The 24791-nt window shown below is 42.2% G+C and carries 21 protein-coding genes, 7 tRNA genes and 1 rRNA gene; 24 read left to right on the top strand and 5 right to left on the bottom strand.

What is annotated here, in order from left to right:
• The 15 genes from ACTNA4_RS12695 to ACTNA4_RS12625 all read left to right on the top strand — a co-directional run.
• Positions 1 to 113, top strand: a 23S ribosomal RNA gene (locus tag ACTNA4_RS12695); the annotation flags it as partial.
• A gap of 78 nt (positions 114 to 191) precedes the next feature.
• Positions 192 to 265: transfer RNA gene (locus ACTNA4_RS12690), tRNA-Asp, on the top strand.
• A gap of 59 nt (positions 266 to 324) precedes the next feature.
• Positions 325 to 397: transfer RNA gene (locus tag ACTNA4_RS12685), tRNA-Val, on the top strand.
• 7 nt (positions 398 to 404) lie between these two features.
• A tRNA-Thr gene (locus ACTNA4_RS12680) sits at positions 405 to 477 on the top strand.
• 4 nt (positions 478 to 481) lie between these two features.
• Positions 482 to 563, top strand: a tRNA-Tyr gene (locus ACTNA4_RS12675).
• 38 nt (positions 564 to 601) lie between these two features.
• A tRNA-Met gene (locus ACTNA4_RS12670) sits at positions 602 to 675 on the top strand.
• 4 nt (positions 676 to 679) lie between these two features.
• Positions 680 to 752, top strand: a tRNA-Phe gene (locus tag ACTNA4_RS12665).
• A 29-nt stretch (positions 753 to 781) separates the two neighbouring features.
• Positions 782 to 854: transfer RNA gene (locus ACTNA4_RS12660), tRNA-Lys, on the top strand.
• Positions 855 to 950: 96 nt separating this feature from the next.
• Positions 951 to 2666: an ABC-ATPase domain-containing protein gene (locus ACTNA4_RS12655; RefSeq protein WP_441030410.1), complete on the top strand. Its 1716-nt coding sequence runs from the start codon at positions 951 to 953 to the stop codon at positions 2664 to 2666.
• A gap of 18 nt (positions 2667 to 2684) precedes the next feature.
• Positions 2685 to 4199 carry a D-alanyl-D-alanine carboxypeptidase family protein gene (locus ACTNA4_RS12650; RefSeq protein WP_441030406.1) on the top strand — a complete coding sequence of 505 codons (1515 nt, stop codon included), beginning with the start codon at positions 2685 to 2687 and terminating at the stop codon, positions 4197 to 4199.
• A 439-nt stretch (positions 4200 to 4638) separates the two neighbouring features.
• Positions 4639 to 7794, top strand: a complete 3156-nt coding sequence (gene ileS / locus ACTNA4_RS12645; RefSeq protein ID WP_441026348.1) for an isoleucine--tRNA ligase — start codon at positions 4639 to 4641, stop codon at positions 7792 to 7794.
• A gap of 21 nt (positions 7795 to 7815) precedes the next feature.
• Positions 7816 to 10284 (top strand): glycogen/starch/alpha-glucan phosphorylase, encoded by a 2469-nt coding sequence (locus ACTNA4_RS12640; RefSeq protein ID WP_427819431.1) that lies wholly within the window; start codon positions 7816 to 7818, stop codon positions 10282 to 10284.
• 56 nt (positions 10285 to 10340) lie between these two features.
• The gene (locus ACTNA4_RS12635) at positions 10341 to 11234 is read left to right on the top strand and encodes a SpoIID/LytB domain-containing protein (RefSeq protein ID WP_427808371.1); all 894 of its coding nucleotides are present in this window, start codon (positions 10341 to 10343) and stop codon (positions 11232 to 11234) included.
• A gap of 55 nt (positions 11235 to 11289) precedes the next feature.
• Positions 11290 to 12048: a peptidoglycan DD-metalloendopeptidase family protein gene (locus tag ACTNA4_RS12630; RefSeq protein WP_427808373.1), complete on the top strand. Its 759-nt coding sequence runs from the start codon at positions 11290 to 11292 to the stop codon at positions 12046 to 12048.
• Between the two features lie 85 nt (positions 12049 to 12133).
• The gene (locus ACTNA4_RS12625) at positions 12134 to 12415 is read left to right on the top strand and encodes a GIY-YIG nuclease family protein (protein ID WP_441030404.1); all 282 of its coding nucleotides are present in this window, start codon (positions 12134 to 12136) and stop codon (positions 12413 to 12415) included.
• 4 nt (positions 12416 to 12419) lie between these two features.
• On the opposite strand, the gene trhA is transcribed toward ACTNA4_RS12625, so the two are convergent.
• The 4 genes from trhA to ACTNA4_RS12605 form a co-directional block, all read right to left on the bottom strand.
• Positions 12420 to 13067, bottom strand: coding sequence for a PAQR family membrane homeostasis protein TrhA (gene trhA, locus ACTNA4_RS12620; RefSeq protein WP_427808377.1), 648 nt, complete (start codon positions 13065 to 13067; stop codon positions 12420 to 12422).
• Between the two features lie 184 nt (positions 13068 to 13251).
• Positions 13252 to 13788, bottom strand: a complete 537-nt coding sequence (gene rbr / locus ACTNA4_RS12615; protein WP_427808379.1) for a rubrerythrin — start codon at positions 13786 to 13788, stop codon at positions 13252 to 13254.
• An 87-nt stretch (positions 13789 to 13875) separates the two neighbouring features.
• Positions 13876 to 14418, bottom strand: a complete 543-nt coding sequence (locus ACTNA4_RS12610; RefSeq protein WP_427808381.1) for an NADH peroxidase — start codon at positions 14416 to 14418, stop codon at positions 13876 to 13878.
• A 130-nt stretch (positions 14419 to 14548) separates the two neighbouring features.
• Complete coding sequence (locus ACTNA4_RS12605) at positions 14549 to 14935, bottom strand: Fur family transcriptional regulator (RefSeq protein ID WP_427808383.1); 387 nt, start codon at positions 14933 to 14935, stop codon at positions 14549 to 14551.
• 334 nt (positions 14936 to 15269) lie between these two features.
• On the opposite strand from ACTNA4_RS12605, the gene ACTNA4_RS12600 reads away from it, so the two are divergent.
• Together ACTNA4_RS12600 and ACTNA4_RS12595 are read left to right on the top strand one after the other, a co-directional pair.
• Positions 15270 to 16196: a C40 family peptidase gene (locus ACTNA4_RS12600; RefSeq protein ID WP_441030402.1), complete on the top strand. Its 927-nt coding sequence runs from the start codon at positions 15270 to 15272 to the stop codon at positions 16194 to 16196.
• 513 nt (positions 16197 to 16709) lie between these two features.
• Positions 16710 to 16916 carry a DUF1858 domain-containing protein gene (locus ACTNA4_RS12595; protein WP_427808387.1) on the top strand — a complete coding sequence of 69 codons (207 nt, stop codon included), beginning with the start codon at positions 16710 to 16712 and terminating at the stop codon, positions 16914 to 16916.
• A gap of 62 nt (positions 16917 to 16978) precedes the next feature.
• On the opposite strand, the gene ACTNA4_RS12590 is transcribed toward ACTNA4_RS12595, so the two are convergent.
• Positions 16979 to 17752, bottom strand: a complete 774-nt coding sequence (locus tag ACTNA4_RS12590) for an adaptor protein MecA (protein ID WP_427808389.1) — start codon at positions 17750 to 17752, stop codon at positions 16979 to 16981.
• Between the two features lie 400 nt (positions 17753 to 18152).
• Here ACTNA4_RS12590 and ACTNA4_RS12585 point away from each other — a divergent pair, with 400 nt between their 5' ends.
• The 7 genes from ACTNA4_RS12585 to ACTNA4_RS12555 all read left to right on the top strand — a co-directional run bounded on the left by ACTNA4_RS12585 (position 18153) and on the right by ACTNA4_RS12555 (position 24547).
• Positions 18153 to 18371, top strand: a complete 219-nt coding sequence (locus ACTNA4_RS12585; RefSeq protein ID WP_427808391.1) for a hypothetical protein — start codon at positions 18153 to 18155, stop codon at positions 18369 to 18371.
• 493 nt (positions 18372 to 18864) lie between these two features.
• Positions 18865 to 20652 carry a glycosyl hydrolase family 18 protein gene (locus ACTNA4_RS12580; protein WP_427808432.1) on the top strand — a complete coding sequence of 596 codons (1788 nt, stop codon included), beginning with the start codon at positions 18865 to 18867 and terminating at the stop codon, positions 20650 to 20652.
• 64 nt (positions 20653 to 20716) lie between these two features.
• Positions 20717 to 21448, top strand: a complete 732-nt coding sequence (locus ACTNA4_RS12575; RefSeq protein ID WP_427808392.1) for an N-acetylmuramoyl-L-alanine amidase — start codon at positions 20717 to 20719, stop codon at positions 21446 to 21448.
• 70 nt (positions 21449 to 21518) lie between these two features.
• Positions 21519 to 23057 carry an L-threonylcarbamoyladenylate synthase gene (locus ACTNA4_RS12570; RefSeq protein ID WP_427819441.1) on the top strand — a complete coding sequence of 513 codons (1539 nt, stop codon included), beginning with the start codon at positions 21519 to 21521 and terminating at the stop codon, positions 23055 to 23057.
• Positions 23039 to 23668 carry a uracil phosphoribosyltransferase gene (gene upp, locus ACTNA4_RS12565; RefSeq protein ID WP_427808396.1) on the top strand — a complete coding sequence of 210 codons (630 nt, stop codon included), beginning with the start codon at positions 23039 to 23041 and terminating at the stop codon, positions 23666 to 23668. Before ACTNA4_RS12570 ends, upp begins: the two co-directional genes overlap by 19 nt.
• A 9-nt stretch (positions 23669 to 23677) precedes the next feature.
• Positions 23678 to 24163, top strand: coding sequence for a deoxycytidylate deaminase (locus tag ACTNA4_RS12560; RefSeq protein ID WP_427808398.1), 486 nt, complete (start codon positions 23678 to 23680; stop codon positions 24161 to 24163).
• A 174-nt stretch (positions 24164 to 24337) separates the two neighbouring features.
• Complete coding sequence (locus tag ACTNA4_RS12555; RefSeq protein WP_427808400.1) at positions 24338 to 24547, top strand: pro-sigmaK processing inhibitor BofA family protein; 210 nt, start codon at positions 24338 to 24340, stop codon at positions 24545 to 24547.
• The last annotated feature ends 244 nt before the right edge of the window (positions 24548 to 24791 follow it).

Raw genomic sequence — 24791 nt, 5'->3', positions numbered from 1 at the left:
TATCCCTACGAAAGTAGTAAGACCCCTTGAAGACGACGAGGTAGATAGGGCAGAGGTGGAAGTGCAGTAATGCATGGAGCTGACTGTTACTAATCGGTCGAGGGCATAACCAAGATAGGTAGGATAGGAAGAATGGATGGAGAGATAAAACTTTGTATGTGGTTTTGAAGGTATATATACCTTTTAAGTAAGGCCCGATGGCTCAGTTGGTTAGAGCGCCGCCCTGTCACGGCGGAGGTCGTGGGTTCGAGTCCCATTCGGGTCGCTAGTTCTTACTCAAAATGTGAGAGCTGCCTCAGATTATTGATGAGGTGTTAATGTTATGGGATCATAGCTCAGCTGGGAGAGCATCTGCCTTACAAGCAGAGGGTCATAGGTTCGAGCCCTATTGGTCCCATAGATATGCCGATGTGGCTCAATTGGCAGAGCAGCTGATTTGTAATCAGCAGGTTATCGGTTCGAGTCCGATCATCGGCTTTTTGGATGGATTCCCGAGTGGCCAAAGGGGGCAGACTGTAAATCTGTTGGCACCGCCTTCGGAGGTTCGAATCCTCCTCCATCCATTGTACATTTTATATGTACATTGAATTAAATAAATTATCGCGGGGTGGAGCAGTCTGGTAGCTCGTCGGGCTCATAACCCGAAGGTCGTAGGTTCAAATCCTGCCCCCGCAATTTCGCCCAGATAGCTCAGTCGGTAGAGCAGAGGACTGAAAATCCTCGTGTCGCTGGTTCGATTCCGGCTCTGGGCACTTGTCTACCAAGACAATTTAAACTGGATGGAGCATTAGCTCAGTCGGTAGAGCACTTGACTTTTAATCAAGTTGTCCGGGGTTCGAATCCCCGATGCTTCATTTTTTAGACCGTATTATTGTTTCTAACAGTAATGCGGTTTTTTCTTTATACAATGATAGTGATAGTAATTTGCAGGAAGGTAGGTAGTGAAGACAATGAAATCATCTGTAGAATTAGATAAGATGTTAATGAGTATTAACCGTAAAGGGTATCCTGCTTATAAAGAATTAAAAGGAAGTTATCAATTTGCGGGATTTGTACTTCATATTGATCATGTACAGGGAGACCCGTTTGCTGCACCTTCTAAGTTAAGCATTCAGGTGAAAAAGGATCAGGCTGGTTTTCCTGTTACTATGTATGATACAGATTATAAAAGGATTGCTCTTCAGGATCATTTGACCAGATTATTTACTAAGTCTGTTTCTTCGTATACGTTTCAGGCAAAGGGATCAGGAAAGAGTGGATTGATTGGTATCAGCAGATGTGGTCAGGAGATACTGGAGAGAACAGCATTTAAAATTGAGAATGGAGATCTATTGGTAAGGTTTGAAGTTGGCTTTCCGGCAAACGGACGGACGATTAATGCTTATGAGCTAAAAAAGATTTTATTTGAGTATCTTCCTGATGCTGTTAAGAAGTCATTATTCTATGAGAATATTAATAAGAATGAAGTTCGTCGGGTAGTTGAACTGGCAGAAGATCAACATACAATACGAGAAGAACTGATTAGGAGACATCTGGTAGCATTTGTGGCAAACGGGTCTGTTCTTCCAAGAGAAAGTGGTATTTCTCAAAGACCGATGAAAAATGCAGTGAAATTTCAATCACCTGCGAGTATGGAAGTTGAAATGAAGCTTCCGTATGCGGGACTTGTTAAGGGAATGGGAATCCCGAAAGGAATTACATTGATTGTCGGAGGGGGATATCATGGAAAATCTACTTTGTTAAAAGCTCTGGAACATGGAATTTATAATCATATAGCAGGCGATGGGAGGGAATATGTGATTACAGATGATACAGCTGTTAAAATCAGAGCAGAAGATGGTCGTGCAGTATCTCATGTTAATATTTCTCCATTTATTAATGATTTGCCAAATAAGAAAAATACCGTTGATTTTTCAACAGAAGATGCAAGTGGTTCAACTTCACAGGCGGCGAATGTTGTAGAAGCGGTTCAATCAGGAGCAAAAACATTATTAATTGATGAAGATACCTGTGCTACGAATTTCATGGTCCGTGATTGCCTTATGCAGACTGTTGTTTCGGGAGATAAAGAGCCGATTACACCATTTACCCTTCAGGCGAGGGAGTTAAATGAAAAGCACGGTATATCGATTGTTCTTGTTGCAGGAAGTTCGGGATCCTATTTTTATATTGCGGATAAGATTTTGCAGATGGATAATTATCAGACATTTGATATTACGGAAAAAGTCAAGAAAGTGATTGCAAAGGTTCCGGAAGATAATATGGAGGCAGAAACAAAAATTCCGATCAGTGTTATTTTTGATAAAGATAAATTTCGCAGGATTGCCAGATCGAAACGCCTTGATAAAAAAAGAGACCAGGTGAAAATCAAGCAGTTTGGAAAAGACAGTTTTTCAATTGGTAAAGATACTGTGGATTTGAAATATGTGGAGCAGATACTGGATTCGGAACAAACGACGACGCTTTCTCATTGTTTGAAATATTTACTGGAACAGATGGAGAGACAAGAACAGAATGTGGATGTGCTTGTGGAAAAATTATGGAATCAGCTTCGGATATGTGGATTAGAGTTTTTGTGCCAGGGAACGTATATCCCGTCCGGGATGGCTCAGATTCGAAAACAGGATATTTACGCATGTGTGAATCGTTATAGGGGATTGTTGTAAGAGTTATAAGGAGTTATTATGAATTATGCAGATTTTTTTCTGAAAAATCAGGCGAAAGAAAAAAAACACAGGAGACGCATTGCCGCATTTTTGGTTACAGTGCTTCTTCTTAGCAGTGCAATTCCTTTATATGGAAATGCGGAAGATACAAAGCCGGTTGATATGACGCAAAGTGAGCCTTCTCAGACTTCGGAAGCCGAAGAGGCAGCCACTCAGAAGGCGTACGAGATGACAGTAGATTCCAATGCATGGAAGGATTGGCCGGAAGGACCTAAGACATATGGTGAGGCCGGGATTGTGATGGATGCAGAGAGTGGAGCTATCCTGTATGCGAAAAATATTGATGGAAAGGGCTATCCTGCGAGTATTACAAAAATTTTGACAGTATTGATTGCATTGGAAAATGGACAATTAGATGATAAGGTCACGGTGACAGACGATTGTATCAATTGTCTTGGATATGGATATGCTCACATTGGATTAAATCCGGGGGAAGAGATTTCTTTAAAAGACGCGCTGTATGCGGTTTTGCTCGCATCAGCAAACGAAGCCGCATATGCAATTGGTGAGAGTATAGGGGAGGGATATGACTGGTTCATACAGGAGATGAATTCCCGATGTAAAGAGTTGGGAGGTCTGAATTCCAATTTTGTCAATACCAACGGACTGGAGGATCCGAATCACTATACGACAGCAAGGGATATGACGTTGATCACAAGGGAGCTTTTGAATAATCATCCGGAATTTGAGGAGATCTGTCAGACAATGCAGTATACGATTCCCGCAACGAATTTGACATCAGAAACAAGAACGTTTCAACAAAAGCATCAGATGTTTTATGAGGGAAATGAGTATTATGATGCGAGGGTCATTGCGGGAAAGACAGGCTATACAGATCTGGCATTGAACACTCTGGTTACTTGTGCAGACGATGGAAATCGAAGACTGATTTGTGTTGTTCTACGTACACATGGAAGAAATGTTTATTCAGATACAGAGGCACTTTTGAATTATGGATTTGACAATTTCCAGAAGGTTAGTATTAAAGAAAGAGAGAAATCGGAAGATATTAAGAGTATCGATGAAAATGCATATGTGTTACTTCCTTCCGGTGTGGAATTTGAAAGTCTTGAGATGAAACTGATCCCTGATTCTAATGATAAAACGGCGGGAATCGTTGAGTATACTTATGACGGCCATCTGGTTGGGACGGCATCTGTCCAATTCAGTGATGTGTATCTTGAAAAGAATGAACCGGAGATGAAGCCAGAAGAAAAGAAGGAAGAACAAAAAGAAAACAGTGTCTGGAAATGGATTATATGGATCGTTGCGGGGATTGTCATATTGGGAATCATCTTTTTTCTGTTTTTACTGGCTGTTGCTGTTAAAAGGAAGAAGAAAAGAGAGGTACAGAGGCGTCGCAGAATTGCCAGAAAGCGCAAAAGACAGCAGGAAGAAAGATATAGGCAGATGTCGGGTGAAAGAAGGCGAGAAAGAAGCCGGAGAGATACCAGAGACAGATATGAACGATAACTATACAAACTGCGGAATTTTACAGGAAAAATCCGTCAAAAAGCTGAAAATCCAAGAAACCCTTGACTCGTCAAGGGTTTCTTTATTATAATAGCTACGTAAAAGAGAAAAACTATGACGAAGACAGTAGAATATATTTCAAAGACAAAGCGAATCGGTGATGGTGAGAGACCGGTGCGAGTAGGATATATTCGAATATCACTTCTGAGTTGCAGTCCCCGAAAGTGGTATATGAGTAAGGGATGCCGGTATTTCCTCCGTTATAGGAAACTCATATGTTGGTATGCAGTAACAGGTGGTTAACGATGCATAAGCTTTCGTCCTATTACAGGAGGAGAGCTTTTTTTATTATAGGATGTCAGCTAACCTATATTTATTTCACTGCGTATCTTATGGTGAAGAAACAGAAAAGGCTGAAGATTATGAAAGGAGTACTGACATGGCCAAGTACAAGAAAGTGTCAACAGATTTGAAGTTTGTTGACAGAGAAAAGGCAATTGAAAAATTCTGGGAAGATAATCATATTTTTGAAAAAAGTATGGAAAACCGGAAAGAAGGAGAGACCTATACCTTCTATGATGGTCCTCCGACCGCGAATGGAAAACCGCATATCGGACACGTGCTGACACGTGTTATCAAGGATATGATTCCGAGATACCGCACTATGAAGGGATATATGGTTCCTCGTAAAGCTGGTTGGGATACTCATGGTCTTCCGGTAGAGCTTGAAGTGGAAAAGCTTCTGGGACTGGACGGAAAGGATCAGATTGAAGAATATGGTCTGGAACCGTTTATCAACAAATGTAAAGAAAGTGTCTGGAAATACAAAGGTATGTGGGAAGATTTCTCAGGTACGGTAGGGTTCTGGGCGGATATGGAACATCCTTATGTAACTTACGATAATGATTTCATTGAATCCGAGTGGTGGGCTTTAAAGCAGATCTGGGATAAGGGACTTCTTTATAAAGGATTTAAGATCGTTCCTTACTGTCCACGCTGCGGAACGCCTCTGTCTGCACAGGAAGTAGCGCAGGGGTACAAGGATGTCAAAGAACGTTCTGCGATTGTTCGATTCAAAGTGAAGGACGAGGATGCTTATATTCTGGCATGGACGACAACACCATGGACACTTCCTTCCAATATCGCACTTTGTGTAAATCCGTATGAAGATTATGCAAAAGTAAAATGTGCGGACGGTAATGTTTATTATATGGCATGTGCACTTCTGGACACGATTCTTGGAAAATTTGCAGAAGAAGGAAAGCCGGCATATGAGATTCTGGAGACATACAAAGGACAGGATCTGGAATACAAAGAATACGAGCCGCTTTATCAGTGCGCATATGATTGTGCTTCAAAGCAGAACAAGAAAGCTTTCTTTGTGACATGCGATACCTATGTTACTCTGACAGACGGTACCGGAGTGGTTCATATTGCTCCTGCATTTGGTGAGGACGATGCAAAGGTAGGCCGGAAATATGATCTTCCTTTTGTACAGCTTGTTGATGAAAAAGGAAATATGGGAGAGACGACTCCGTTTGCCGGATTGTTTGTAAAGAAGGCCGATCCGGAAGTGCTGAAGGATCTGGAAAGCCGCGGACTTCTCTTCGATGCTCCGAAGTTTGAACACAGTTATCCACATTGCTGGAGATGTGATACACCGCTGATCTACTATGCGAGAGAATCCTGGTTCATCAAGATGACGGATGTCAAAGACGATCTGATTGCAAATAACAATACGATCAACTGGATTCCGGAAAGTATCGGTAAAGGGCGTTTTGGAGACTGGCTGGAAAATGTTCAGGACTGGGGAATCAGCCGTAACCGTTACTGGGGTACTCCACTGAATATTTGGGAATGTGAATGCGGACATCAGCATTCCATCGGAAGTATTGCTGAATTAAAAGAAATGTCAGATAATTGTCCGGATGATATTGAACTGCATCGTCCATATATCGATGAAGTAACGATCCGTTGCCCGAAGTGCGGAAAGCCGATGCACCGTGTACCGGAGGTTATTGACTGCTGGTTCGACAGTGGTTCTATGCCGTTTGCGCAGCATCACTATCCATTTGAAAATAAAGAATTGTTTGAACAGCAGTTCCCGGCAGATTTTATTTCAGAGGCGGTGGATCAGACAAGAGGATGGTTCTATTCTCTGCTTGCGATATCAACACTGATCTTCAATAAGGCACCGTACAAGAATGTTATCGTTCTGGGACATGTTCAGGATGAAAACGGACAGAAGATGAGTAAGTCAAAGGGTAATGCGGTCGATCCGTTTGAAGCTCTGGAGACATACGGAGCAGATGCGATCCGCTGGTATTTCTATGTGAACAGTGCTCCTTGGCTTCCGAACCGTTTCCATGGAAAAGCGGTTATGGAAGGCCAGCGCAAATTTATGGGAACTTTGTGGAATACCTATGCATTCTTTGTACTGTATGCAAATATTGATGATTTTGATGCAGCAGAATATACATTGGATTATGATAAATTGTCCGTAATGGATAAATGGCTGCTGTCTAAGCTGAATACTTTAATCAAAGTAGTGGATGACAATCTTGAAAATTACAGAATTCCGGAAGCTGCAAGAGCACTTCAGGATTTTGTAGATGATATGAGTAACTGGTATGTAAGAAGAAGCCGTGAACGTTTCTGGGCAAAAGGAATGGAACAGGATAAGATCAATGCGTATATGACCCTGTATACTGCACTGGTTACTGTTTCCAAGGTAGCAGCGCCGATGATTCCGTTTATGACAGAAGAGATATATCAGAATCTGGTGAGAAGTCTTGATGAAACCGCACCGGAAAGTATCCATCTTTGTGATTTCCCGGTTGCCAATGATGCATATATCGATAAAAATCTGGAAGAAAATATGGATGAGGTCCTCAAAATTGTTGTTATGGGACGTGCATGCCGTAATACTGCAAACATCAAAAACCGTCAGCCGATCGGCAAGATGTTTGTAAAAGGAATTGGAGAACTTCCGGAATTTTATCAGGATATCATTACAGACGAGCTGAATGTGAAAAAAATGGAAATTACGGAAGATGTTCGTGCATTTACTTCTTATACATTCAAGCCGCAGCTTAAGACGGTAGGACCGAAATATGGCAAGCTGCTGGGGGGAATCAAGAACGCACTGAATAATCTTGACGGAAATGCAGCAATGGATGAACTGAACGCAAATGGTGTTTTGAAGCTTGATGTGAATGGGCAGGAGGTTGTATTGGCTACGGAAGACCTTCTGATTGATATGAGTCAGGCAGAAGGATATGTATCTGAGAGTGATTATGGAATTACGGTTGTTCTCGATACGAATTTGACAGAAGAACTTCTGGAAGAAGGTTTTGTAAGAGAAATCATCAGTAAGATCCAGACAATGCGCAAGGAAGCAGACTTCGAAGTAACAGATAAGATCAAAGTAACATATGACGGAAGCGAAAAAGCAGAGTCTGTATTTGAAAAATTTGCCGATGAAATCGGACAGGAGACTCTGGCGGTCAGCGTTGAAAAAGCTGTTCCGGCAGGTCATGTAAAGGAATGGAAGATCAACGGTGAAACAGTTAATCTGGGAGTAGAAAAGAACTAAAGCTTACGAAGGGAGAACATAATGTATAGTAAAAGATTTGAGAAAGAAGCATTTAAGAAAGAAGTAAAGCATAATGTGCGTACACTGTATCGTCGTGAAATCGATGAGGCAACACCACAGCAGATTTTTCAGGCTGTATCTTATGCAGTGAAAGAAGCAATTGTGGATGACTGGCTTGCAACACAGAAGACATACGAGAAAGAAGATCCAAAGACTGTTTATTATATGTCAATGGAGTTTCTGATGGGACGCGCACTTGGTAATAACCTGATCAATATGACCGCTTACAAGGAAGTAAAAGAAGCGCTCGATGAGATGGGAATCGATCTAAATGCAATCGAAGATCAGGAACCGGACGCAGCACTTGGAAATGGTGGTCTGGGACGTCTGGCAGCTTGTTTCCTGGACTCTCTTGCAACTTTGGGATATGCAGCATATGGATGCGGAATTCGTTATCGCTATGGTATGTTTAAGCAGAAAATTGAGAATGGTTATCAGGTAGAGACACCGGATAACTGGCTGAAAGACGGTAATCCGTTTGAGCTTCGCCGTGATGAGTATGCAAAAGAAGTTCGTTTCGGCGGAACGATCCGCGTTGAATACGACGAGAAGACAAAGAGAAATTACTATATTCAGGAAAACTATGAATCCGTACTTGCAATTCCGTACGATATGCCGATCGTTGGATACGGAAACCATGTAGTCAATACGCTCCGTATCTGGGATGCAAAAGCGATTACAGAATTTAAACTTGATTCCTTCGACCGTGGTGAATACCATAAAGCGATCGAACAGGAAAACCTGGCTAAGAATATCGTAGAGGTTCTGTATCCGAACGATAATCACTATGCAGGAAAAGAGCTTCGTCTGAAACAGCAGTATTTCTTCGTGTCAGCAAGTTTGCAGGCATTGATTGCAAAATATAAAAAGAAACACAGCGATATCCGCAAACTGTACGAGAAAGTTACGATTCAGATGAATGATACGCATCCGACCGTGGCAGTTGCCGAATTAATGCGTCTTCTTATTGACCAGGAAGGTCTGGAATGGGACGAAGCATGGGATGTCACCACGAAAACGGTTGCTTATACAAACCATACAATCATGTCAGAAGCGCTTGAAAAATGGCCGATCGACCTGTTCTCAAGACTGCTTCCGCGTGTTTACCAGATCGTGCAGGAAATCGACCGCCGTTTTGTAGAGCAGATTCGTCAGATGTATCCGGGTAACGAGAATAAAGTTGCAAAGATGGCAATCCTTCGTGACGGACAGGTGAAGATGGCACACCTTGCAATCGTTGCAGGTTACTCTGTAAATGGTGTTGCAAAGCTTCATACAGAGATTCTGAAGCATCAGGAACTGAGAGATTTCTATGAGATGATGCCGAATAAGTTTAATAACAAGACAAATGGTATTACTCAGAGAAGATTCCTTCTTCATGGAAATCAGCTCCTTGCTGACTGGGTAACCGCACATATCGGAGACGGATGGATCACCGATCTTTCTGAAATGGCTAAGTTAAAACCACTTGCTGATGATCCGAAGGCGAGAGCTGAATTTATGGACATCAAATATAAGAATAAAGAGCGTCTTGCTGCTTATATTCTGGAACACAATGGAGTGGAAGTTGACCCGAGATCTATTTTTGATGTACAGGTGAAACGTCTTCATGAATACAAACGTCAGCTTCTGAACATTTTACATGTTATGTATCTGTATAATCAGATTAAAGAACATCCGGAAATGCCGTTCTATCCGAGAACCTTTATCTTTGGTGCAAAGGCTTCCGCAGGATATATTCGTGCAAAACAGATCATCAAGCTGATCAACTCTGTTGCAGAAGTAGTAAATAATGACCGTTCTATCAATGGAAAACTGAAAATTGTCTTCATTGAAGATTACCGTGTATCTAATGCAGAGTGGATCTTTGCAGCTGCAGATGTCAGCGAACAGATTTCTACCGCTTCAAAAGAGGCATCTGGAACCGGAAACATGAAATTTATGCTGAACGGAGCTCCGACTCTCGGAACTATGGATGGTGCAAACGTTGAGATCGTGGAAGAAGTGGGAATCGAAAATGCATTTATCTTCGGCCTCAGCTCTGATGAAGTTATTAATTACGAAAACCATGGTGGATACAATCCGCAGGAAATTTATTTCAACGATTGGGAACTGAAGCGTGTGGTAGATCAGCTTATGGATGGAACCTATTCTCATGGAGATCATGAAATGTTCCGTGACCTTTACAACTCTCTGCTTAATACACAGGGAAGTCCGAGACCGGATATGTATTTCATTTTGAAGGATTTCCGTCCTTATGCAGAAGCGCAGAAGAGAGTAGAAGAGGCATATCGTGATACGGACCGCTGGGCAAGAATGGCACTCCTCAATACTGCAAGCTGCGGTAAATTCACATCTGACAGAACAATTCAGGAATATGTGGATGATATCTGGAAACTTGATAAAGTTACTGTTGAACCTGAAGAATAAGAATTCATAAATCAGGGAAACCTCTCATACAGTGGTATGGGAGGTTTTACTGTTATATGAAGAAATGGATCAGACAGGCAGGGTATTTTCTTGTTATTATGATACTTTTGCCGTATATTATAACGGTTTTTCTGAATGGAAGTCAAATGACAGCATCAGTCGGAACTGCTTCAATTTATGTGAAAGTAGAAAGAAATGAGAAGACAGTCAAACTGACGCTCGATGAGTATGGGATAGGCGTTTTGGCAAAAGAAATGGATGCGGATGCCGGTATGGAAGCGTTGAAGGCACAGGCAGTGCTGATTCGGACAAGTATCTGTAAAAGCATACAGGAAGAAGGAAGTGAAACGGTTCTAAAAAAGGGGTACTGGACAAGAAGTCAGATGAAGAGCAACTGGGGAGCCAGTGACTATGCAGAAAAATATGACCGTATTCAGGAAGCCTGGAATGACACGGAAGGGAAGATTTTAATTTACAATGGAATGCCGGCTCTTACACCGTATCATAAGCTCAGCAATGGGAAAACACGTTCTGCGGCAGAAGTTCTGGGAACGGAAGAATACCCGTATCTGCAGGTAAAGGAATGTCCCGCGGACGTGGAATCTGAGGATGCCATGACGACACAGATGATCCAGGGAACGGATATGGAGGTCACGGGAACGGACAGTGCTGGATATGTGACGGAAGTGCGTTGTGGGAAAGAAACCGTAAAAGGGGAGGCATTCCGGGATACATATCATCTCGCTTCGGCCTGCTTTACTTTGCAGGAATTTGACGGTCAGATCCGGGTCACTTCGAAAGGAATCGGGCATGGACTCGGAATGAGCCAGTATACGGCTGAACAGATGGCAGCAGACGGCAGTTCTTATCAGGATATTTTAAATTATTTTTTTGAAGGAACGACTCTGGAGGAAGTTGTTGAAATTGTCACAAGCACAGACATTTCATAAAAAAATGAATAAGGCTCTGTTTTTCTGGCAAAAATATTGTCAGAGGTGATAAAATATGAATAAGAAACAGCGACTTTCTCAGAAAGGGAAAAAACAGGCGGCTTATGCTCTGGCAATCTGTTTTTCAGCAGTTATTGCGATTACCGGAGCCTATACATGGAACAGCTACAAGGAGAAAACAAGCAAAGAACTGGAGCTCGCAAAGCAGGAAGAACAGGCAGAGGCAGAGAAGGAGATGGCAGAGGCAGCTAACTCTACAGACGGAGTAGAAGCAAAGCAGGAAGATACTTCGGATGAAGCTTTGCCGGAAAATGAGACTGCGGAAGGAACTGAAGAAACCGAAAACACTGATTCGGTGACGGAGACGGCAGGAGAGACGGCACAGGTCTATTTTACAGAGTCGGACCAGCTTCTGTGGCCGGTTAACGGGAATGTGATGATGAGCTACAGCATGGATAAAACCGTGTATTTTCAGACGCTGGATCAGTATAAATACAATCCGGCAGTCATCATTGCGGGTGCAGTCAATGATAATGTTATTGCAGCAGCTCCCGGAATCGTAAAATCGATTGATGTACTTCCTCAGACAGGTACCACGATCACTGTGGATATGGGTAACGGATATGAATGTATTTATGGTCAGCTCAAAGAAGTACCAGTCTATGTCGGTGATTACGTGGAGGCCGGAACTGTACTCGGATATCTGAGTGAGCCGACCAAATATTACAGTGTTGAGGGATGTAACCTTTATTTCGAAATGCGAAAGGACGGTCAACCGGTGGATCCTATGGATTATATGGATCTGGAAGACTAAAGATCAAAAAGGATGAAGAAGGGCGGAACATTGCCGGAAAAATAGAAATCCGGAATGTTTCGTCTCTCTTTTGGAGACAGGTAAAATGAACTATACATATATCGTAAAATGCAGGGACGGAACGCTCTATACCGGCTGGACGAATAATATCGAAAAAAGGGTCCGGGCACATAATGAAGGGCGGGGCGCGAAATACACGAAGTCCAGACGACCGGTAGAACTGGTTTATATGGAGAAATTTCAGACGAAAGAAGAGGCTATGAGCCGCGAATATCATATCAAGAGAATGAGCCGGGAAGAAAAGAAACGGCTCATAGCAGAGTATGAACCGTCTCTTTCTGACAATAATTGTGATTCAATGGAGTAAATATCTACAATAATGAATACATTACAATGAAATGGCAGGCACTTCCGCCCATGACAAACAGGTGGAAAATCTCGTGGCTACCAAAATTCTTGTGCTTGTTGTTAAAGATCGGGAGCTTTAATGCATAGATGATTCCTCCGATCGTGTAAATAATGCCGCCCGCAAGAAGCCATGCAAATTCGCTTCGGGTCAGATTGTTCAGAATCTGGCTGAAAGCAAGTACACAGGTCCACCCCATTCCGATGTAAAGAATGGATGAAACCCATTTCGGACAGTATACCCAGAAAGCTTTGATCAGAATCCCGATGGCAGCGATTCCCCAGATCAGGGCGAGCAGCATCATGCCGGTTCTGCGTTCCAGGACCAGCAGGCAGATCGGGGTATAACTTCCGGCTATCAAGACAAATATCATCATATGATCTATTTTCTTTAATACGGTTGTAAGCTTCTCGGAGCAGATAAATGTGTGGTAGGTGGTGCTTGCGGCATACAGAAGGATCAGGCTCACGGCGTATATGGTGAGTGATATGAGATAGATCCGCTGTGGCTCGTGTGCCGCTTTGATGAGAAGAGGAACAGCTGCAAAAATTGCCATAAGCATTCCAATAAAATGGGTAATTGCACTTCCGGGGTCTTTGATATGTCTGGTCATAATGATTCCTCCCTTATTTAGTATATGACAACATATAAATAAACGTTAAAATGGTTATATTATTACATGTAGTTTTCAAAACTACATTAAGTATATGTGAATATTACACCTTTTATTCGGAAAATGCAAGAGGAAAATGTAAAACAAAAAAAGGGCTGGCAATTTGCCAGCCCTAAGAGTATTTCTAGTAATTTTCAACTTTTCTTTCAAAGTAAGCCTTCGGATGAGCACATACCGGGCATACTTCCGGAGCTTCTTCTCCGATGTAAATATATCCGCAGTTATTACATTTCCATCCAAGAGGAGCTTCTCCTTCAAATGTTTTTCCAGCTTTGTAGCTTTCAAGTAATTTGTTATAACGTCTTTCATGGGATGCTTCTACTTCTGCAACAAGCTCAAATTTGGCGGCCAGTTCTTCAAAGCCTTCTTCTCTTGCTTCCTCAGCCATACGTTTGTACATTTCTGTCCATTCATAATTCTCGCCTGCAGCAGCGTCAGCCAGATTTTCTTCTACATTTCCGATGCCATGGAATTCTTTGAACCACATTTTAGCGTGTTCTTTTTCCTGGTTAGCGGTCTCTTCGAAAATATTTGCCATCTGTACGAATCCTGCTTTTTTGGCAGCAGAAGCATAATAGGTGTATTTGTTGCGTGCTTCAGATTCTCCGGCAAATGCTGCCAGCAAATTCTGTTCTGTTTTTGTTCCTGCATATTTAGACATAATAAATTCTCCTTTTTATTCTTCCATTTATCTTAAAAAAAGGACTGTAGAAAGAAATCTACAGTCCTTAAGAGTTGCTAAATTATTTTAGCCAAAGTATCTCTTTAACAGACCTTCGAATGCTTTTCCGTGACGAGCTTCGTCTCTTGCCATTTCATGAACTGTATCATGGATTGCGTCAAGGTTAGCAGCTTTTGCACGTTTTGCAAGATCAAATTTACCAGCGGTAGCGCCGTTCTCAGCGTCAACTCTCATCTCAAGGTTCTTCTTGGTGCTGTCTGTTACAACTTCGCCTAATAATTCAGCGAATTTTGCAGCATGTTCAGCTTCTTCCCAAGCAGCTTTCTCCCAGTATAATCCGATTTCCGGATATCCTTCTCTGTGAGCAACTCTTGCCATTGCAAGATACATACCAACTTCGGAACATTCACCTTCAAAGTTTGCTCTTAAATCAGCAAGAATGTCTTCGCTAACGCCCTTAGCAACACCTACAACGTGTTCAGCAGCCCATTCTCTTTCGCCGGCCTGCTCTTTGAACTTCTCAGCGCCAACACCACAAACTGGACATTTCTCCGGTGCTGCTTCTCCTTCGTAAACGTAGCCACATACTGTACAAACAAATTTTTTCATGATTGTAATCTCCTTTTCTTATTTATTTTTAACTTTAAATATCAGTAATAGTTACTGATATTAAGTTACCACAAATTATGAACATTGTCAATAGATATTGGAAAATTTAATCATCTTATCATAAATATTATTATGACTTGTGTGTGCAATCTCCGCAAATTCCATAAAAAATAATATCGTGTGAGTCTATACTGCCGTCAAAATTGCGGGATGCAAGTTCATTCAGATCTTCTATATTAATGCCCATGTCGATGAATTTTCCACATGATTTACAATAAAAATGGTAATGCGGTGAGGTATGGGCGTCAAAACGGACGGCCCCATCGGGGGTCGTGAGTTTGAGCACTTCACCCAAATCAGCCAGAAGATTCAAATTGCGGTATACAGTTCCAAGACTGATATTTGGAAATTCTTGTTTTACATACATATAAACAGAGTCGGCAGTCGGATGACAGTTAGTTGAACAAAGATATTCTTTGATGGCCTCACGTTGCCTGCTGTATTTTAAATTTGCCACATGAACTCTCCTTTCTTTGATAATGATAACAGTTATTAAAATTATAATATCCGAAAAAAGAAGTATTGTCAATAAAATTAAAATACACAAAATAAAAATATATAAAATTGAATAAAGTTCTGAAGAATGTAAATACTGTTAAAAGATATTGTAACAATTTGTAATAATTATATGCTTGTTTTTCGAAAAAAGTAGAAATGGAAAATTCTTTGACGAAGAGAAATTTGGCTATTTGGTTGACAAAAGCATATGTGATTGATATAATATCAGCGTAACATATGTAACAATTCTGTAATATTTACAAAAGATAAGAATACATAAAGGAGGGAGATTTATGCATTCAAATCTTAGAAGAGGATTGTTCCTGGTTACATTGCTGGGAGCAGCATTCCCGGTAATGCCGGTGATGGCAGAGGACGTGGAGCAAATATCGTCCGGAAATATGCCGGGAGTTGGAATTGAAGCGGTGCTGAATGATTGCTATTCACAAAATAAAGAAATCAAAGTGGAAGATTATCTGGTGCCGTCAAATAAGGGTGAGTATTTAGATATGGCGTTTGCCGATGTCACTACCTTCTTATATATAAGGAGTCAGCCAACGAAAGAGAGCGAGTATGTCGGAAAGCTTTATCCGGGATATGCAGCGAAGATTATAGGGCCGGTCGGAGAGTGGACTGCGGTAGAATCCGGTGAGGTGACCGGGTATGTAAAGACCGAGTATATTACGATCGGACAGGAATCGGAGGAGCTTGCAGAAGAACTGGTGGAAAAAGCAGAAAGTGAAGGAAGGAAAGATCCATTTACTTATGCGGAATCCAGAGAGCAGGAAGAGGCAAGGCTGCAGGCTGAGGAAGAGGCGAAAGCAGAAGAAGAAGCAAGAGAGCGTGCTGCGGCGGAAGCAGCGGCTAAAGAGAAAGAATCAGACGGACAGGCAGTCGTCGCATATGCCTGTCAGTTCATAGGAAATCCCTATGTGTGGGGAGGCACAAGTCTGATGAACGGGGCGGATTGTTCAGGATTTGTTCAATCTGTATTTGCACATTTTGGAATTACCTTACCGAGAACTTCATACGAACAGCGAAGTGCGGGAGTCGGTGTAAGTTATGAGGAGGCAATACCCGGAGATGTGATTTGTTATGATGGGCACGTGGGAATCTATATAGGAAATGGTCAAATTGTAAATGCAATGAATCCGGCGCAGGGAATTGGAATCTCACCAGCCACTTATACGACCATACTGGCAGTCAGAAGAGTATTATAGACGAAGGTGTTTTAAAACAGTGTGAAAAGTCAGACAGAAAAATCCGGAATAAAAATTTCGGATTTTTTTTGTTTCAAATTTTGTGTCGAAATGTATGGGGAATTTGTATAAAGAAAGAAAATGATGTAAAAGTTATCCCAAATGAGTTATCCAAGTTATCCACGCTCAAAAGGCCAAAAAACGTGGAAAAAACGTAATGAAAGAAGAGTTATCCACGTTATCCACACAAAAACATATGTTTTTGGTGGACAACTTTGAATAAAAAACAGAACGGATGTTTTGGATATAATTAATAAAAATCACATTTTGTCGAAAGAAATTGAAAAAATGATTGACTTTTAAGTAGTCAAAAAGAAGTGAAAATTGACTGCTCAATTTATCTGAATTGTATATATTTCGTACTCATATGTGCAAAACAGAAATAGGACATTATTATTGATAATTGAAATAATCGGTAGTATAATAAAGAATATCTGAGTGTAAAGACAGATCAAATCGAAGGAGGAATTTCTCATGAAAGAAGTAAATAAGAATATGACAATTGGTGAGCTGTTGAATGTTGCACCGGAGACAGCCCCGATTCTGATGGAAGTTGGAATGCATTGTCTTGGATGCCCGGGAGCTCAGGCTGAGACATTGGAAGAGGCAGCTATGGTTCATGGATTAGACGGAGATCTTCTCGTTGAAAAGATCAATGCTTTTCTGGCAGCAAATGCATAAGATGAGATAATAAAAGGGACACGGCGATTTGCTGTGTCCTTTTATTACTATAATATGGTATCTTATAAATTTCCAAGTGTCTGTACGGCATTCTGTGACGCAATAATCTCGCAGTGTTCTTCGAGAAATGCGAGGGAAGCTCCGGTTCCCGGTTCAGATGAACCATATTCGGAAAGCATATTGCAGATCCGGTTAAAGTCAACAGTATTATGTGCAGCTTGTGTAAGAGCCAAAATGTATAGATCATTTCGCTCATCTTTATATAAAGTGCTGGAACCTTCGTACATCTCGATGAGCAGATTGGATGCCTGAATAACGCCGTCGAGTGTGGCAAATGAGAAAAAGCGGATTGTGGGAACTTTTTCTTCAGGTTCTTTGGCTGCAGTAGTTTCAGTGGTATCTTTTGGTGCAACCGGCACATCTTCGGGAAGATCACTCATAGCATCTGTTACGTGGCGGAGCAGATCGAGAAATTCGTCTGCGCCTTCCAGTTTCTTCAGACGGTCGAGCATGGAATTCTTCTTCTTGTCAGGAGCTTCTCCAAGCGGGAGCGGTGAGAATTTGGAAAAACGGGTGTCCAGTTCTTCAGGATCTTCGACTTTGGTGATAATAAGCACGATAGAATCAGAAGAAGCAGGGATGGCTTCGATCATCAAAGGTATATTCTCAGCTTCAAAACCAAATTCATGTGCGGCTTGCTGCATCATGTCATGAAAAAGTGATTTTGCTTTCTCGGTGCCGTATGCCAGTTCGCTGAGCTTCAGTTCGCGCTCTGCCAGGTCGGCATGGGTCAACGTGCAGCGTATCTGGTTATCATTAATTTTCTCTATCTTCATGTTGTCATCACTTCCTATCACAATTAAAAGTTATAGTAAATCACTATTAGTATAAACAAAAATCGAAAAGATGTAAACAAAATTAAAAAAATACTTGAAATAAAATAAATGTTTTTTTATAATGGGGCTACAAGGAAATGAAAAATCATTATCTTAAAAATCTATTTCAAATTGACGGTACATTTTAATCCGTGATTTAGCGCATTTCGCACACAAGCGTCTAAAACCATGTAAGTCGTATCAGACAATTTATCAATCAAGACCTGAAAACAATATAGAGGAAAGCAATATCCGGCTGAAAGTGTTTCCTTGTCGTCGGAAAAAGCAGAAAAATAGTATATCACAAAAAACTTATGGTCGCTTTTTGCCGTAAAAAGATGCCGGGAAGATAGGGGGATTCATGGAAAACAATGATACAAATTATCAGGAACTGTTTACAGAATTGACAAAATATGAGCGATCCGGGATACGGATGCAGATTGACGGACTTCCGGCGAGCCCGCTGCAGATTGTATCTGCTCATATGGTCAGGGAAGACAGCAACTATATGCGTGATTATATCGTGGATGAAAATGGTATGGTACAGGAGCTTGATTTCTATAAAGTAAAAATAAAATGATGTTTTGGGGATTTTGAGAGCGTAAAACGCGGAAAAACCCGTAAGAATTATAAAATAATTATAAAAAAACACTGCAGAGCAGACCCCTCGGCTAAGTTTTTGAAATAGTTAATGAAATTTATACAAAAGAATAGAAATTATGATATAATTAGCACATACATGTGAGTTATATCATAGCCTTCTCAGGCTATGCCAATAAGCCATTACCAGGAGGTGCAGTGTGGACGAAAGACAGACAAGAAGCACAAGGTCAGGACGGGAGATTCCTTCTGATGCGGATATAAGATATAAGAAGTCAGGTACGACAGGCAGAAGAACTACACCGAAAGGTTCTGCTTCGGGGAATGCGGCGCGAAACCAGAGGAGGACAAACTCTGACAGAAGGCCGGCAGAACAGGCAGTACGAACACAGAGAAAAGTGAATCAAAGTGCAGCACAGGTGAGAAGAACAGCGGAACGTACAGAGGCAGAAAGCCGCAGAAGAAGTCAGGAGATGGCAAGAACCTCGAGTGGGAAGAATGCCAGAAGAAGGAGAAAAAAAAGAAAGAAGAGAATCAGCCCGATCCTTATCATTTTACTTTTATGTATTTTGGCAGCAGGACTTGTGGGCGGTGCCCTGATTTGGAATAAATATGGGCCGACCAAAGAAAAATATGATCTGAATGAGTATTTTGGCATTGAGTCCGAAGAACAAGTCGGAATTACTATTAATAATGAAGTAATCGAAGCCGGAGCAATGAGAGTAGACGGTCATCTTTATCTGTCCTATGAAGTGGTCAGAGATTATCTGAATGATCGCTTTTACTGGGATCCAAACGAAAATATTCTTTTGTATACCCTGCCTCGTGAAATGGTACGGGCAAGTGTAGGAAGTAAAGATTATACAATTTCAAAAGAAACGAAAAGTGAAGACTATGTCATTTTAAAAACGAACGGAAGCACAGCATATATTGCGGCTGATTTTGTGCAGCAATACACAAATATGGATTATCAGGTCTATGAGAATCCGGACAGAGTAATGATTGTCAATGAATTTGGTGAGACAACGACTGCTGTTCTTAAACGGGACACACGTATTCGTCTGAAAGGCGGGGCAAAGAGCCCGATTTTGACAGAGGTCAAAAAAGGTGACAAAGTGACCGTGATCGATCAGGTAGAGGGATGGAAAAAAGTGCGGACAGAAGATGGGATTATTGGTTATCTCAGAGCTTCTATGTTGCGTAAGGAAGCCACCGAGATTACATCCCGTGAGTTTACGGAGGAAGAGTTTACCAGCATTACTTCCGATAAGACGATCAACCTTGCATGGCATCAGGTGGCGAGTACTACAGCGAACAGTACAGTTCTTGAGACGATTGCAAATACGAAAGGACTTACTACATTGTCTCCAACCTGGTTTTCGGTTGCGGACAATAATGGAAATCTGAATTCCATTGCAAGTCAGGAATATGTTAATTATGCACATCAGTCAGGAATTGATGTGTGGGCGTTGGTAGATAATTTCGGTGATAATATTGATCAGATGGAGCTGCTCAGTCATACTTCAGCCAGAGAAAATCTGGAGAATCAGCTGATATCAGAAGCACTGAAAACCGGTATTGACGGAATCAATGTGGATTTTGAAAAGATACCGAAGGAAGTGGGCGAACATTATATTCAGTTTATCAGAGAATTATCTGTAAAATGCCGAATCAATAATCTGGTACTGTCTGTGGACAATTATGTCCCGAAAGGATACAATGAGCATTATCACAGAAAAGAACAGGGAATTGTTGCAGATTATGTGATCATTATGGGATATGATGAGCACTTCAGTGGCTCTTATGAAGCTGGTTCGGTGGCTTCTTATGAATATGTTAAAGAAGGAATCGAAGAAGCACTTAAAGATATTCCGGCTGAAAAACTTATCAATGCAGTTCCGTTCTATACGAGACTTTGGAAAGAAGTTCCGAAGACGGAAGAAGAACTTGCAGAGCAGGAGGGCACAGAAGCTGCTAATTACCCCATGAAAGTGACCAGTGAGGCGATGGGAATGAAGGCAGCTGCCGCAAAAGTCAGCGAAGCAGGTGTGACTGCAGTATGGGATGATACTGTAAAGCAGAATTACGCAGAGTGGACAGGAGCGGATGGTGCGACCTATAAGATCTGGCTGGAGGATGCACAGTCTCTGGAAGCAAAGCTGGAGCTGATGAAGGCAAATAAACTGGCAGGAACAGCTGCATGGAAGATCGGATTCGAGACATCTGATATCTGGGAATTGATCTTAAAGTATGTGAACTAAATCAGCGTGTTACGAAAGCCCCTTTTCGCATATATTGTAGAGATATGTGCGGGAGGGGTTTTTTATGCGTCAAAATAAGTTAACCGGAAAATTACCGACAAAATATCAGATCCTGATAAAAATAAAATGGATTATTGTACTCTTGCTGCTGTCTGCTGTTATTTATGGGAGCTATACCTTAAATCAGTATGTTTCGGGAAATCAAGTAAAAGGAGAAGAGAAAACAGAGGTCATACTGGATGCCGGGCACGGAGGGGATGATCCGGGAAAAGTCGGGGTTAATGAAGTATTGGAAAAGGATGTGAATCTTCAGATTACGATGAAGGTAAAAGAATGTCTGGAGAAGGAAGGTGTGACGGTAAAACTTACGAGGGAAATGGATGAGGGGTTGGAGACAGAAGGAGCAAAAAACAAAAAGGTTGAAGACATGAAGGCGCGGGTTCGGATGATCAATGAAATAAAGCCGGAACTCGTAGTTAGTATCCATCAGAACAGTTACCAGACTGAGGATGTAAAAGGAGCCCAGGTTTTTTATTACATCCATTCGCAAAAAGGGGAGGAAATGGCCAAAATTCTTCAAGAGGCTGTTAGAACAGTGGATCCGGAAAATCATCGTCAGGTTAAGGCGAATGAATCCTATTATTTATTGAAGCGGACGGAGGTTCCGACTGTGATCGTGGAGTGCGGGTTTCTGAGCAACTGGGAAGAGGCCGAGAAGCTGTCCAAAGAGGAATATCAACAGGAGATGGCGGAAGCGATAAGCAGTGGGATACTGGAGTGTCTTGGTAAAAATTAGTATGTCTGCTATGGGCTGTATTTGCATATTTAATTTGCCATGATATTCAGATAATGGTATAATAATTTTCATGGAAACGATAATAAAAAAGATAGATAGAAACAATATAGATCAAGAGAGTATTGAGCAGGCCGGAAGTATTTTGAAACAAGGCGGACTGGTTGCATTTCCGACGGAGACGGTTTACGGACTGGGGGCGAATGCGTTAGATGAAGAGGCGGCGAAAAAGACATACGCTGCAAAAGGACGTCCATCGGATAATCCACTGATTGTTCATATTGCGAGGCTGGAAGATTTAAAAGAAATCGTGACGGAGATTCCGGAGATCGTACAGGATATTGCAGATCATTTCTGGCCGGGCCCGCTGACGATGATTTTTCATAAAAATGACAAGGTTCCGCTTGGAACGACGGGAGGTCTGGATACAGTCGCAGTGCGGATGCCGGACGATGAGATTGCGAGGAAACTGATTCTGGCCGGAGGCGGATATATTTCCGCGCCGAGCGCGAATACGTCAGGAAGGCCGAGTCCTACGACGGCTCAGCATGTGGCGGATGATCTCTCCGGAAAGATTGAGATGATACTGGATGGAGGAAGTGTGGACATCGGGGTGGAATCAACGATTCTGGATCTTACTGTAAATCCGCCGATGATCCTGAGACCGGGAGCAATCACGAAAGAGATGCTAGAGGAAGTGGCAGGAGAGATTTCGGTCGACGAGACGCTGATTTCTGAGAATAGTACCAAAGCACCGAAGGCACCGGGGATGAAATACCGACATTATGCGCCGAAAGCGGATCTGATCATTGTGGAAGGAGAGCCGGATGAGTCGATCAAGGCAATCAAACAGATTGCGTATGAGCAGGTTCGTCTGGGGTATAAAGTCGGAATTATAGCGACGAATGAATCTATTGACCAATATACCACAGGAATGATCAAGAGCATCGGTTCTCGGGAAAATGAAAAGACGGTGGCGCGTAATCTCTACAAAGTGCTAAGAGAGTTTGACGAGGAAGAGGTCTCTTATATTTACAGTGAGGCATTTCCGGAGGCCGGAATCGGAACAGCGGTGATGAACCGTCTGGGAAAGGCGGCAGGGCATCATGTGCTGCAGGCATCGGATATTACACGTTTACAGAAGTACCGGCGGATCGTGTTTGTGAGCAACAGCGATAACTGCCGGGCGCCGATTGCTGCGGCACTTCTTAGGAGGCAGCCGCTTTTGCAGGAATATCAGATCCTTTCGAGAGGGATGATCGTTTTGTTCCCGGAGCCGTTGAATCCGCGGGCGGAAGAGCTGCTCAAAGCGCATGATATTGTGCTGGAAAGATTTGAGACCAGTGCGCTGGACGAAAAGATTCTCGGCGAGGACACGCTGGTTCTTACCATGCAGGAGAGTCAGAAGCAGAAGATCCTGAGTGAATATCCGGATGCGGGAGATGTCTATACTCTGGGGGAATATGTGGGAAATATGCAGGAGATCGCATCTGTTTACGGGCAGACCGAGGAGCAGTATGAAGAGATGTATAAATTGATACAGGAAAATGTTGTAAAACTTGCGGAGCGATTAAATAAGGAGGCAAAGAACAAATGTCAAACGTATACGTAATGGATCACCCGCTGATCCAGCATAAGATCAGCCATATTCGTCAGAAGGAACTCGGGTCGAAGGATTTCCGGGCCATGGTAAGTGAGATTGCCATGCTGATGTGTTATGAGGCAACGAGGGATCTGAAGCTGAAAGAAGTTGAAATTGAGACGCCGATCTGCAAGACGACCGGGAAGTGTCTGGCGGGGAAGAAGCTGGCAGTGGTTCCGATCTTAAGAGCTGGACTTGGCATGGTAGAAGGGATGCTGACGATGATCCCGGCTGCGAAGGTAGGCCATATCGGGCTTTATAGGGATCCGGAGACGCTGGAACCGGTAGAATATTATTGTAAGCTGCCGGCCGATTGCGAAGAACGAGAGACGTTTGTTGTGGATCCGATGCTTGCGACGGGAGGATCCAGCTCTGCGGCGATCCGGATGCTGAAAGAAAAAGGGGTAAAGAATATCCGCTTTATGTGCATCATCGCAGCGCCGGAAGGAATTGAGAGAATGCAGAAAGATCACCCGGATGTGGATCTTTATGTGGGAGCGCTGGATGAGTGCCTGAATGATCACGGATATATTGTACCGGGACTTGGGGATGCAGGAGACCGTATTTTTGGTACGAAGTAGGTGAGAAAAATGAGTGGAAAGAGAAATGATTATATTTCCTGGGATGAGTATTTCATGGGAGTTGCCATGTTATCAGGGAGAAGATCCAAGGATCCGAATACTCAGGTTGGATGTTGTATCGTAAGTGCGGATAATAAGATTCTTTCAATGGGGTATAACGGACTGCCGCGGGGATGCTCGGACGATGAGTTCCCGTGGGAGAGAGACGGGGATCCGCTGGAAACAAAGTATGTATATACGGTACACAGTGAATTGAATGCGATCCTGAATTACAGCGGAGGAAGTCTGGAAGGGGCAAAATTATATGTGTCGCTGTTCCCATGCAATGAATGTGCCAAGGCTATCATACAGAGCGGAATAAAAGAAGTTATTTATGACTGCGATAAGTATGCGGATACTTCTTCTGTGATGGCATCTAAGAGGATGTTTGACAGTGCGGGGGTGCGGTATCATCAATATCACAGGACCGGGCGAAAGATTGAAATTGAATTGTAAATGGATATTTCAGAAAGACATAACACTTTGAAGTATGTGTTGTGTCTTTTTTTTCGTGTTTTTCGGGAAGTTCAGGTAATAAAACAATGGGAGATGGTATATATTCAATTGAGGGACAGATTCTGTTTGAAGTGGAAATGCCCTGGCTCGAGTCGGGAGTGAGGAGATAAAAGAATGGAAAAAAGAAAATCATCAATTTTGATTCGTTTTATTTTAAGGGCGATTTTGGGACTGGTAGTTATTTTTGGAGTCAATCAATTTCTGGACTATAGAAATATTCCGGTTTCTGTAGGGATAAATCTAATTTCGTTTTTGACATCCGGAACCCTTGGAATTCCTGGGGTTTGTCTGCTGTATGGCATTATGTTTTATCAAATTATGTAAGTGTTGTACAAAAGCATTTTAATTTTCCGAAATTACTGGACAAGAAAAGTGGGCGGGGATATAATACACCTCACAAGAGAGTTACAACAATCAAAAAATCATTTTATGCAGTGTCTGTCTTGCAGGCACTCGCATCAAAGGAATGCAGAGGCATTCCTCAACATGCCATTTCGGCGTAAGTTTCAAAGTTATTTTTTAATAAAAGATGCTGGTATCAGTATCGGAAAGGAGCGTAATCAGGAAT

This window comes from Bariatricus sp. HCP28S3_A7, from assembly GCF_052066375.1.
GTDB lineage: Bacteria > Bacillota > Clostridia > Lachnospirales > Lachnospiraceae > Allocoprococcus.
Note: the sequence above shows the minus strand (reverse complement) of the source record. Positions and strands in the feature narration are given on the sequence as shown.

Bases quoted from the DNA above. Each gene is read 5' to 3' on its own strand.
- ACTNA4_RS12570 (WP_427819441.1), top strand. From the start codon at position 21,519: ATGGAAACGATAATAAAAAAGATAGATAGAAACAATATAGATCAAGAG.
- trhA (WP_427808377.1), bottom strand. From the start codon at position 13,067: ATGACCAGACATATCAAAGACCCCGGAAGTGCAATTACCCATTTTATT.
- ACTNA4_RS12575 (WP_427808392.1), top strand. From the start codon at position 20,717: ATGCGTCAAAATAAGTTAACCGGAAAATTACCGACAAAATATCAGATC.
- rbr (WP_427808379.1), bottom strand. From the start codon at position 13,788: ATGTCTAAATATGCAGGAACAAAAACAGAACAGAATTTGCTGGCAGCA.
- ACTNA4_RS12655 (WP_441030410.1), top strand. From the start codon at position 951: ATGAAATCATCTGTAGAATTAGATAAGATGTTAATGAGTATTAACCGT.
- ACTNA4_RS12580 (WP_427808432.1), top strand. From the start codon at position 18,865: ATGGCAAGAACCTCGAGTGGGAAGAATGCCAGAAGAAGGAGAAAAAAA.
- ACTNA4_RS12630 (WP_427808373.1), top strand. From the start codon at position 11,290: ATGAATAAGAAACAGCGACTTTCTCAGAAAGGGAAAAAACAGGCGGCT.
- ACTNA4_RS12560 (WP_427808398.1), top strand. From the start codon at position 23,678: ATGAGTGGAAAGAGAAATGATTATATTTCCTGGGATGAGTATTTCATG.
- ACTNA4_RS12610 (WP_427808381.1), bottom strand. From the start codon at position 14,418: ATGAAAAAATTTGTTTGTACAGTATGTGGCTACGTTTACGAAGGAGAA.
- ACTNA4_RS12625 (WP_441030404.1), top strand. From the start codon at position 12,134: ATGAACTATACATATATCGTAAAATGCAGGGACGGAACGCTCTATACC.
- ACTNA4_RS12590 (WP_427808389.1), bottom strand. From the start codon at position 17,752: ATGAAGATAGAGAAAATTAATGATAACCAGATACGCTGCACGTTGACC.
- ileS (WP_441026348.1), top strand. From the start codon at position 4,639: ATGGCCAAGTACAAGAAAGTGTCAACAGATTTGAAGTTTGTTGACAGA.
- ACTNA4_RS12585 (WP_427808391.1), top strand. From the start codon at position 18,153: ATGGAAAACAATGATACAAATTATCAGGAACTGTTTACAGAATTGACA.
- ACTNA4_RS12595 (WP_427808387.1), top strand. From the start codon at position 16,710: ATGAAAGAAGTAAATAAGAATATGACAATTGGTGAGCTGTTGAATGTT.
- upp (WP_427808396.1), top strand. From the start codon at position 23,039: ATGTCAAACGTATACGTAATGGATCACCCGCTGATCCAGCATAAGATC.
- ACTNA4_RS12600 (WP_441030402.1), top strand. From the start codon at position 15,270: ATGCATTCAAATCTTAGAAGAGGATTGTTCCTGGTTACATTGCTGGGA.
- ACTNA4_RS12650 (WP_441030406.1), top strand. From the start codon at position 2,685: ATGAATTATGCAGATTTTTTTCTGAAAAATCAGGCGAAAGAAAAAAAA.
- ACTNA4_RS12555 (WP_427808400.1), top strand. From the start codon at position 24,338: ATGGAAAAAAGAAAATCATCAATTTTGATTCGTTTTATTTTAAGGGCG.
- ACTNA4_RS12635 (WP_427808371.1), top strand. From the start codon at position 10,341: ATGAAGAAATGGATCAGACAGGCAGGGTATTTTCTTGTTATTATGATA.
- ACTNA4_RS12640 (WP_427819431.1), top strand. From the start codon at position 7,816: ATGTATAGTAAAAGATTTGAGAAAGAAGCATTTAAGAAAGAAGTAAAG.